The following is an 11,458-nucleotide window of genomic DNA, read 5'->3' on the forward strand; positions in this document are numbered from 1 at the left end:
TCCCATCACATCTTAGCATAATCCCGCGCCGGCAACTACAGCGCTCCGGCAAAATTATGCTATACTATTGGCTAATGAGTGTCCGGGACGGGGATGTAGGGGGTTTTAGCCGGAATGAATACCGAAGCACTGGAATATTTTATCAAAGTTTACGAGAAAAAAAGCGTTACGGCCGCAGCCAAGGACTTGTACATAACTCCGCAAGGCATCAGCAAAACCATCAGGCAGTTGGAGATGGAGCTGGAGACCGAATTGTTTTACCGGGGCCCGCGGGGGATGGAAGCGACCAAAGCCGGCGAGCTGCTGCATGCCCGGGCCAAACATATCCATTACCTGATCGAAGACATCAAAAAAGAGATTCGGATCATGAACGGAAGAAAAGGGACTTTAAACGTGGTGATCACCTACTCGATCTCATCGGTTTTGCCGGTGGATTTTTTGTATCGGTTTTCGGCGCATTATCCCGAAATTCAAATCAAGCTTAAAGAATTCCCCGACGAATATCCCTTAACGAAGATTTTTCAGGAGGAAGCGGATGTCGGGCTGGTGATCGGAATCGAAGAGATGGACGATTGCGAATTCGAGATGCTGGTCCGCGGCGAAGTCGTCGTTGTCGTTGCGAAAAGCCACCCCCTGGCCGGTAAAGATGAAATTTCCGTCAAAGAGCTGGCGAACGAAGCTCTGGTCGTTAAAGCTGCGGGCAGCGGCAAGGAAAACGGTTTTGTCGAGAAATGCCTGGAACAGGGCTTTACCCCCAATGTGATCCATGAGTTCGGCAATATTATATCGGCGCATCGGCTGTGCGAGCGAAATGGAGCCGTGGCCGTTTCGATCGATTTTGTGGAGGACTCCCTTAACAATGACAACCTGAAACGGATCCGGCTGACGGAAAAGATCCCCCAGGATATTTATCTCGTATTCCGCAAAAGAGGGATCCAATCGAAAGCAATCGCCTTGTTTCAAAGCTATGTAGCGGATAAATGCAAGTCGTTTTGACGGAAATAACGACCCGTCGAAACGGCTTTTTTCGTTATAAACTAAAAGTTGCCGCCCCGTAACAAATGGTTGATAGTTATTTGCCGGCCGATGAAGTAATTTTAGTTATGGGTACCCGGAATCAGCAATGATGAAGGCGCATACAAAAAATTTTAAGATTGTTTAACAATGGTTTGTCTACATAGAGGGGGCGAAGAAGTGAGCAAGTCAGGCAGCGGCAAAAAAACGATTGCGGCATGGTCTGCGTTATTTCTGGTATGGATCATCGGGACAATTGTAAGCATTTCCTTTTTGGCGGTGTCAAAGACGATCATCACCTTCCTGGTTGGGGTCGTCATTGTTCCAGTGATCATTTTAATTAGCGCTTTGAGATGGGCCAGAAAGAACAAAACAGAAAGAAAAGGACTAAGAAGGACCCTCATGGCGCTGCTTAGTTTAGGGCTTGTCGCCGTGATTGGCCTCAACGCTGCGGTGTACAAATATCATGTCGTTATCAACCAGTATTTAACCAAAGTGAAAATCGATGAAACGGAGCTGCCCAAAGTAACCGCCGAAGCCAAAGTTGTCACGGAACAAATTGAAAATGAGGGGATCGTGCTCTTGGAGAACAAACAGAATGCGCTTCCCCTGGACGTGAACAATGCCCGAGAAAAGAATATCAATATTTTCGGCCAGGCGTCCGTCAGAATGTTCTATGGTGGAAGCGGTTCCGGCGCGGGTGATGAAAGCGCAAATATCACTCTCCAGCAAGGTTTGGAGAATGCGGGATTCGTGGTGAACAACGAGTTGACGGAATTTTACAAAATCCATGCACCTGCAAAAAAGAAGCAGAATAACCTGAGGCTCACTGGCGGCGATTATACGTTAAGCGAGCCGAAAATCAGTGATATAAGCGAGGAAATGCTGGCCAAAGCGGAGCAATTTTCCGATGTGGCCCTGATCGTTTTGGCGAGACAGGGCGGAGAAGCCGACGATCTTCCGTTTGAAACCTCAAAATATGGCGGGTCAAAGGACCGTCATTTCCTGGAATTGTCGGAAGCCGAAGAACAATTGATCAACATGGTCACGTCCAGAGGTTTCGAGAAGGTCATCGTGGTGATTAACGCCGCGAATGCCATGGAATTAGGGTTTTTGGATAATGAAGATATCGATGCCGCCTTGTTGATCGGGTTTCCGGGTTCTACGGGAAATAACAGTATCGGCAATGTATTGGCCGGCAATGTCAATCCGTCCGGACGTTTGGCAGACACCTATGCTTATGATGCAACCTCTTCCCCGGCCTATTACAATACGGGAGACTTTAAGTACTCCAATACGGCGCATAAAGCGATCGAAAAAATGACTGGCGAATACGACACTTTCCACACTTTCGTCAATTATACCGAAGGGATTTATGTAGGTTATCGCTATTATGAAACCCGTTATGTTGACAATGCGACAGGTAAGGTGGATGAGGCGGCGTATCGGAAGGCCGTTCAATATCCGTTCGGTTACGGTTTAAGCTACACGAGCTTTAAACAGGAAATTACGGACTATCAAACGACGGGCGACACGATTAGCGTCGAGGTAAAAGTGACGAATACCGGCAATGCGGCCGGCAAGGATGTCGTGCAGCTATACTACACTCCGCCTTATTATGAAGGCGGCATTGAAAAATCCCATGTGGTGCTGGGCGCTTTTGATAAAACCGAAATCCTCGAACCGGGAGCTTCCGAGACGATTAAACTGGAAATCCCGGTGGAAGACATGGCTTCTTACGATTACAAAAATGCCAAAGCGTATGTGCTTGAGGCCGGAACTTATGAGATTAAGCTAATGAAGAACGCTCATGAAGCGATCGATTCCAGAACGTACGAAGTTCAGGAAGCGGTTGTCTACGGCGAAGGCCATAAACGTTCATCGGATCAAATGACCGCAACGAATGTATTTGATGATGCGCACGGCGATTTGACCTATGTGTCCAGAGCGGATTGGGAAGGCACCTTGCCTAAGGAACGGGCCACAGATAAAGAGGCTTCGCAAGCCCTGATTCAGGCTTTGGATTACAAGCAGGTGATCGACAATCCGGACGACCCGGACATCGTGTTTGCGGATCACGGGTTGACGCTCGAAGATGTAGCCGGACTGGAATATGACGATCCGAAATGGAACGATTTGCTGGAGCAGCTCTCTATTGAAGAGATGGCGAAATTAATCGGCTTTGGCGGGTTTGGAACCCAGCAGGTGGAATCCGTAAAAAAACCGGCTACAACGGATGTTGACGGCCCGGCGGGAATCAATAATCTGCTTACAGGGGTAAAAGGCACACAGTACATGAATGCGGTTGTGCTGGCCTCCACTTGGAACCTGGAGCTTGCTGCAAAGATGGGAGAAACTTTGGCCAAAGAAGCTACCATCTATCGGATCAGCGGGTGGTACGCCCCGGGTATGAATATTCACCGTACGCCATTCTCCGGCAGAAGCTTTGAGTATTACTCGGAGGATGGATATTTGTCGGGCAAGATGGGGGCTTCCATCGTTAAAGGCGCCCTTTCTAAAGGAGTGTATCCTCATATTAAGCATTTTGCCATGAACGATCAGGACACGAATCGTTATAATGTCGCAACTTGGTCAAACGAACAAGCCATTCGGGAAATCTATCTAAAACCGTTTGAAATATCCGTGAAGGAAGGCGGGGCCACGGCCGTGATGTCCGCATACAACCGGATCGGAACGACATGGGCCGGGGAGCACTACGGGTTGCTGACGACGGTTCTGCGTGAAGAGTGGGGGTTCAAAGGTTTGGTAGTTACCGACTATGACAGATTTTCGTTTATGGTTCCCGATATTGCGATTCGGGCAGGCAATAGTTTGATGATGACCACGCTCGGCGACAAACCGACGGAAGCGAGCACGTTGACGAATACCGGTAAACAGGCGATGAGAAGGGCGAGCCATGATATTCTTTATACGGTTGCGAACAGCAATGCATTGGCAATCAATGCGGCGCCGTATCCGTACTGGCTGCTGCTCCTCGGACTCGGAAACGTCGTTGTTCTGGGCTTGCTGACCCTTGGATTCTATAAAACGACACATCGAAAAACTCGCAAAGTTGATGTGAAGGAAACGCAAAATTTTTAGAAAAAACTAAGTCAACTAAAAGTTGCCTCCCCCTAACGATTGGTTGATAGTTATTTTGGCTGCGATGAAGTACCCTTAGCTAAGGGTACCCATCAACTTGCAATCATGAAAGCACATACAAAATTTTTGTGATTGTGGCAACTTGGTTTATTTACATAGGAGGCGAAGAAGTGGGCAAGTCAGGCAAAGGCAAGAAAACTTTTAAGGCATGGGCGGCATTATTTTTGGCGCTGGCCATCGGTACGGTTGTAACCGTTTCAATGGCATCGGTTGCAAAAACGATCCAAATTCTGCTCGTTGCGGCCGTTATTGTTTCCGTTGTTGTATTGGTTAGCGGTTTCATGTGGGCGAGACGGAACCCCACGGAGCGAAAAGGATTAAGAAGAACGCTGATGGCGCTGCTTAGTTTAGGGCTGGTCATCGTGATTGGCCTCGACGTGGCCGTATACAAGTATCAGGTTGTCGTTAACCAATACCTGACCAAAGCGAAAATCGATGAGGAGGCGCTGGCGAAAGCTTCTGCGGATTCCAAAGCGGTTACGGAGCAAATCGAAGACGAGGGGATCGTGCTGCTCGAAAATAAAGAGCATGCCCTGCCTCTGGATATGAACAACGCCAATGAGAAGAATGTAAATATTTTTGGCCAGGCTTCCGTAAAAATGATTTACGGCGGCAGCGGCTCCGGTTCGGGCGACGAAAGCGCGAACGTCACGATTCAACAGGGCCTGGAGAAGGCCGGGTTTAAGGTGAACAGCGAACTCACCGAGTTCTATAAAGCCCACGCCCCCGCAAAAAAGAAAACGGACACGTTTAACCTGGACGGCGGCGACTATACGCTCAGCGAACCGGCTACCGGCGATTTCAGCGAGGAACTGCTGAAGAATGCGGAGCAATTTTCCGATGTGGCGGTCATCGTGCTCTCCAGATCGGGCGGCGAAGGCGGCGACCTGCCGTTCGAAACGGCGGAATACGGCGGTTCCAAAGACCGCCATTACCTCGAGCTGTCGGAAGCCGAAGAAAAGATGATCGACATGGTCACTTCGCGCGATTTCGCGAAGGTGATCGTGGTGATCAACTCCAGCAACGCGATGGAACTCGGGTTCCTCGAAAACAAGGGAATCGACGCCGCGCTTCTGATCGGCGGTCCCGGCTCGACCGGCAACAACAGCGTCGGCAGCATTTTGGCCGGCAAGGTGAATCCGTCGGGCCGTCTGGTCGACACCTACGCTTACGATGTAACGACATCCCCGGCTTTTTACAATGCGGGCGACTTCAGGTACTTGAATACCAAACATAAATCCGTAGACAAATTCGGCAAAGAGAGCGAAAAATACCATGCTTTCGTCAATTACGCCGAAGGCATTTACGTCGGCTACCGCTATTATGAAACCCGGTACGTCGACAACGCGACAGGCCAAGTGGACGAGGCGGCGTACCGCAAAGCGGTTCAGTACCCGTTTGGTTACGGCTTAAGCTATACGAGCTTCACGCAAGAGATTACGGACTATCAAACCACGAACGATAAGATTACCGTCGAGGTTAAAGTGACGAATACCGGCGATACGGCCGGTAAGGACGTCGTGCAGCTGTACTACACTCCGCCTTATTATGAGGGCGGCATTGAAAAATCCCATGTCGTGCTGGGCGCGTTCGATAAAACGGAAATCCTCGAGCCGGGCGCTTCCGAGACGGTGACGTTGGAGATTCCGGTGGAAGACATGGCGTCTTACGACTACAAAAATGAAAAAGCGTATGTGCTGGAAGCGGGAACTTACGGGATCAAGCTGATGAAAAACGCCCATGAGGCAATCGACTCCAGAACGTATGAAGTGAAAAACACGATCGTATATGGCGGAGACAACAAACGTCCTTCGGATCAAGTCACGGCAACGAATGTGTTTGATGATGCGCTCGGCGGCTTGACCTATGTGTCCAGAGCCGATTGGGAAGGCACCTTGCCGGCCCAGCGGACTCCGGAAAAGGAAGCTTCGCAGGAACTGGTCCAGGCTTTGGAAAACAAGCAGGTGACCGACAATCCGGACGATCAGGATATCGTTTTTGCCAAACACGGTCTGGAACTGGAAGATATGGCCGGGCTGGACTATAACGATCCGAAATGGAACGAGCTGCTGGAGCAGCTGTCCGTTGAGGATATGGCGAAATTGATCGGGTTTGGCGGTTACGCAACCCAGCCCGTCGAGTCGATCAACAAGCCGGCTACAACCGATCTGGACGGCCCGGCCGGCATCAATGCGCTGCTCACCGGCATTAACGGCGTGCAGTTTATGAGCGAAGTGGTGTTGGCGTCGACGTGGAATGTGGAGCTTGCTCAAAAAATGGGCGAAGCTCTCGCTAACGAAGCGCTAGTTTACAGCGTGACCGGGATGTACGCGCCGGCCATGAACATTCACCGTACGCCGTTCTCGGGCAGAAACTTCGAATATTATTCGGAAGATGCATTCCTTTCGGGCAAGATGGGGTCTTACGTGGTGCAGGGAGCCGCTTCCAAAGGCGTGTATGCTTACATCAAACACTATGCCCTGAACGATCAGGAAACGAACCGCGACGGCGTGGCCGTATGGACCAATGAGCAGGCGGTTCGCGAAATCTACTTGAAGCCGTTTGAAATTTCCGTCAAGCAAGGGAAAACCACCGCGGTCATGTCCTCCTTTAACCGGATCGGCACGACATGGGCGGGCGAACATTACGGCCTGTTGACCACCGTGCTGCGCGATGAATGGGGCTTTAAGGGCATGGTCATCACCGACTGGGATATGTTCCCGCATATGGACGTGGACCGGGCGATCCGCTCGGGGGGCGACCTGATGTTGACGACGCTCGGCGATAAGCCGACGAAACTGAGCACGGACACGAATACCGGCAAACAGGCGATGCGCAAAGCGAGCCACAACATCCTTTATACCGTGGCGAACAGCAAAGCTCTGGAAATCAACGCCGCGCCGTATCCGTACTGGCTGCTGCTGCTCGGTCTCGGAAACATCATCCTTCTGGCCCTGCTGACCCTCGGGTTCTATAAAGCGGCGCACCGGAAGGCCCGCAAAATCGAAGCGGTTGAAACGCAAAACCAAAATATATAGATAGGCCTTAGGCGGTAGCTGATTAAGTCGGCTACCGCCCAAAGGCTAAAATGGGGTATTCGGAGATGAAACACAAACACTTGATAGAGCAGATGACATTGGAGGAGAAAGCTTCTTTAATGTCGGGGAAAGATTTCTGGCAGACGCAGGATATCCCGCGCCTTGGAATCCCGAGCATTTTTCTGGCGGACGGACCGCACGGCATTCGCAAACAAGCGGAAGCGGCGGACCATCTGGGCTTGAACCCGAGCCTTCCGGCCACCTGTTATCCGACAGCCGCGACCGTGGCCAACAGCTGGAATACCGAACTTGGAGAGAAGCTCGGCGAATATCTCGGCAAAGAGGCGGTCAGCCAAAGAGTGCATGTACTGCTGGGGCCGGGCGTAAATATGAAGCGAAATCCGCTGTGCGGAAGAAACTTCGAATATTTCAGCGAAGATCCGTATCTGGCCGGGAAACTGGCGGCGGCTTATATCCGGGGCATTCAGTCGCAGGGCATTTCCGCCTGCGTGAAGCATTTTGCCGCCAACAATCAGGAAGAAAGACGGATGTCGATCGATACGATCGTCGATGAGCGGACGCTGCGGGAAATTTATTTGACCGCGTTTGAAATCGCCGTGAAGGAAGGCGGGACCAAGACGGTAATGTCTTCCTATAACATGCTGAACGGCGAGTATACGAATGAGAACATTCATTTGCTGCGCGAAATCCTGCGCAAGGAATGGAATTTTGAAGGGGTTGTCGTCACGGATTGGGGCGGCAGCAATGACCGCGTGGCCGGCCTGATCGCCGGAAACGAGCTGGAAATGCCGACGACGGCCGGGGAAACCAATGCGGAAATTATCCGGGCCGTACAAACCGGGGAGATCAAGGAAGAAGTATTGGACGAATGCGTGAACCGGCTGCTTGAACTGATTTTTTCCACGGAGGAAGCGTTCAAGACAGCGGATAAACCACAGTTTGACGTGGATCGGCATCACCGCGCGGCCCAGGAAGCCGCCGAAGAATCCATCGTGCTGCTGAAAAATGAAGGCAGTATATTGCCGATTCATCATGGCGTGAAAGTAGCGGTCATCGGCGAGTTCGCCAAGGAAGCGCGTTATCAGGGCGCCGGCTCTTCGATCGTCAACCCGACCGTGCTTGACCACACTTTGGACGGTTTGGCGGAAGCGGGCTTGACGAGCGTCGGGTATGAACCCGGATTTGAGCGGTACGGAAAAAGAAACCGGGGGAAAATCGCCAAAGCGTGCGACCTTGCCAAGCAAGCGGATGTCGTGCTGTTATATATCGGCCTGGACGAGGTGACCGAAGCCGAAGGCCTGGACCGGCAAAACATGAAGCTTCCCGAGAACCAGGTCGAACTATTGAACGCCTTGTACCAGGTGAACCCGAACATCGTGGCGGTGCTATCCTGCGGCTCCGCGGTGGAAATGCCGTGGATCGGCAAGGTAAAAGGCCTGGTGCACGGCTATTTGAGCGGTCAGGCGGGAGCCAAAGCGATCCTTGGAGTACTGACCGGGAAGATCAATCCTTCCGGAAAATTGGCGGAAACGTATCCGCTCCGTTATGAGGATACGCCGTCCTATTATCATTTTCCAGGCAAGGAAGTCAGCGTAGAATACCGGGAAGGCCCTTATATCGGCTATCGTTACTATGATACGGCGAAGGTGGAGGTGCTTTTCCCGTTTGGATATGGCCTTAGCTATACGGCTTTTGCCTATTCCGATGTGCAGGTGGACCGGGATGGGGTCACTTTTAAAATCACGAACACGGGAAGCATGCCGGGGAAGGAAATCGCCCAGCTCTATGTCGGCTGCAAATCAGGGGATGTTTTCCGGCCCAATAAAGAACTGAAGGGATTTGCCAAGGTATTGGTCAATCCGGGCGAGACGGAAACGGTCACGATCCCGTTTGACGACAAGACGTTCCGTTATTTTAACGTAAAAACAAACGGTTGGGAAATTGAAGGCGGGGAATACGAGATTATGATCGGGGCTTCCAGTGCGGATATCCGGCTGACCGCAAGCCTTCACGTAGAAGGAACGGGAGCGCCGCTTCCTTACGAGCAGGCGAAGCTTCCTTCCTATTATTCGGGCCAAGCGAACCAAGTTGGCCAGGAGGAATTCGAACGCCTGCTTGGGCGGAAAGTCCCGGCTGCCGCCTGGGACCGCACGCAGCCGCTCGGTTACAACGATACGATTGCCCAATGCCAGTACGCCAAAGGCTTTGTTGCCAGATTGGCCTTTCGCCTGATGTCTTTTGCCCATTGGTTTTTGTGGAAAACGGGCAAAAGAAGCACGGCCAACCTGATCATGATGTCGGTCTATCATATGCCGTTTCGCGGCATTGCCAGAATGACCGGCGGGCTCGTGAACATGCCGATGCTGGACGGCCTTCTGATGATGGTTAACGGTCATTTCTTCAAGGGGCTTAAGTATTTTTTGAAAGAGAGAAGCAAGATGCTGAAGGCCGCCAAGACGAAGGTCGTCATACCAGCCCAAGCCACAAAAGGAGAAGAAATATGAGCGGTAGAAAAACAGCGGCCGGGCCGCTGGGCCTTTGGGCCCGATACAAAGAAAAACATCCCCATATTGCGCAGTTTCTGATATTCTTTATATTGAGCAATGGCATTACCGTCCTGCAGTTGTTTTTAATGCCCTTATTTAAGAGTCTGTTCGCCCGCACGTCTCTAGTAAACAGCAATTTTCAAATTTTGCAGTTTGGGCATAACTTTGACGGCAGCCTTTACTATGTATTCGATTATGCGGCGGGTCCGCTGGCCGCGGGCGGCGGAGGCGGCCTGGCCTATTTTCTCGCCGTGCAAATTACGATTGCGATCGCCCAGATTCTCAATTTTTTTGCGCAAAGAAGCATTACGTTCAAATCGAACAGCAACATTTGGCAGGCCGCGTTCTGGTACGTCGTCGCTTATATCGTGATCACGCTCGGCGCCGCAGCGGCTCAAGGCTTCTACAAAGCGCCGATCTACAACCTGTTCATCAATACGTGGGGATGGGGCGCCGCCGGCGAGACGACGGCCGACGTGATTACGATGATTATCAACAGCGCTATTTCGTTCTGGGTGTTCTTCCCGATTTTCAAAGTCATTTTCAAACAGGAACCCGAGAAGCAGGAATAGTTAAAGTGCGATTAAAGGTAGTGTGAGTTGAGTCATGAAATTATTATCCGTAGTTATCCCTTGCTACAATTCGCAAGACTACATGAGGTACTGCATCGAATCGTTGTTGCCTGGGGGAGAGCGGGTGGAACTGCTGATCGTCAACGACGGTTCCGCGGACCGGACCGGGCAAATTGCCGACGAGTATGCAAGCCGTTATCCCGGGATCGTCAAAGCGATCCACCAGGAAAACGGCGGCCACGGGGAAGCGGTCAACGCTGGGATTCGTCATGCGGCGGGCTTATATTTTAAAGTCGTCGACAGCGATGACTGGGTGGATGTCCGAGCGTATCTGAAAATCTTGGAGACCCTCAGCGCTCTAACCGGGGAAGATAAACATGTGGACATGCTGGTCAGCAATTTCGTCTATGAAAAAGAAGGCAAGAAGTACAGAAAAATCATGAAATACGACGATGTGCTTCCGGAAGGCCGGATTTTTACGTGGGATGATATCCAGTGTTTTCGCAAAGGCCAATACATGTTAATGCATTCCGTCATGTACAGGACGCAGCTTCTCCGGGATTGCCGGCTGGAGCTTCCGAAACACACCTTTTATGTCGACAATTTATTTGTGTACACCCCGCTGGCGCATGTCAAAACGCTGTATTATGTCAACGTCGATTTTTACCGGTATTTTATCGGCAGGGAAGGCCAGTCGGTTCAGGAGAGCATTATGATCCGGAGAATCGATCAGCAGATTAAAGTCAATAAACTGATGATTGACCAGGTGCAACTGGATAAGATCGAAAATCCGAACCTGCGCCGCTATATGTTCAGGCATCTGGAAATCGTCACTGTCGTATCGGTGATTCTATTGATCCGTTCGGGAACGGACGAACATCTTGAGAAGAAAGATGAATTATGGGACTATATTAAAAATAAAGATATGAAGCTGTACCAGGATCTGAAATACGGCCTGATGGGAAGAATGATCAATTTGCCCGGACGGGCCGGCCGCCGCATTTCCGTGGGGGCGTACAAGATTTCGCAACGATTGGTCGGATTTAACTAACGTGGGGAGCAGGGGCCTGTAGGGTGTCCTGCTTCTTTTCCTATATTAGAAAGT

General features: G+C 51.1%; 6 protein-coding genes. All 6 read left to right on the forward strand.

Annotation, left to right across the window (positions count from 1 at the left end):
• Positions 1-114 precede the first annotated feature (114 nt).
• The 6 genes from NYE69_RS09175 to NYE69_RS09200 all read left to right on the forward strand — a co-directional run bounded on the left by NYE69_RS09175 (position 115) and on the right by NYE69_RS09200 (position 11,404).
• Complete coding sequence (locus NYE69_RS09175) at positions 115-996, forward strand: LysR family transcriptional regulator (RefSeq protein ID WP_326044108.1); 882 nt, start codon at positions 115-117, stop codon at positions 994-996.
• A gap of 198 nt (positions 997-1,194) precedes the next feature.
• Positions 1,195-4,116 carry a beta-glucosidase gene (locus tag NYE69_RS09180; protein WP_340925917.1) on the forward strand — a complete coding sequence of 974 codons (2,922 nt, stop codon included), beginning with the start codon at positions 1,195-1,197 and terminating at the stop codon, positions 4,114-4,116.
• Positions 4,117-4,286: 170 nt separating this feature from the next.
• Complete coding sequence (locus NYE69_RS09185; protein ID WP_340925918.1) at positions 4,287-7,214, forward strand: glycoside hydrolase family 3 C-terminal domain-containing protein; 2,928 nt, start codon at positions 4,287-4,289, stop codon at positions 7,212-7,214.
• 65 nt (positions 7,215-7,279) lie between these two features.
• Positions 7,280-9,739 carry a beta-glucosidase family protein gene (locus NYE69_RS09190; RefSeq protein WP_340925919.1) on the forward strand — a complete coding sequence of 820 codons (2,460 nt, stop codon included), beginning with the start codon at positions 7,280-7,282 and terminating at the stop codon, positions 9,737-9,739.
• Positions 9,736-10,353 carry a hypothetical protein gene (locus NYE69_RS09195; RefSeq protein ID WP_326044111.1) on the forward strand — a complete coding sequence of 206 codons (618 nt, stop codon included), beginning with the start codon at positions 9,736-9,738 and terminating at the stop codon, positions 10,351-10,353. The genes NYE69_RS09190 and NYE69_RS09195 overlap by 4 nt, the downstream gene beginning before the upstream one ends.
• A 34-nt stretch (positions 10,354-10,387) precedes the next feature.
• Entirely contained in the window at positions 10,388-11,404 is a 1,017-nt protein-coding gene (locus NYE69_RS09200; RefSeq protein WP_340925920.1) for a glycosyltransferase family 2 protein, read from the forward strand.
• Positions 11,405-11,458 lie beyond the last annotated feature (54 nt).

It is taken from the genome of Paenibacillus sp. FSL R5-0527 (assembly GCF_038008055.1).
Lineage (GTDB): Bacteria > Bacillota > Bacilli > Paenibacillales > Paenibacillaceae > Fontibacillus > Fontibacillus macerans.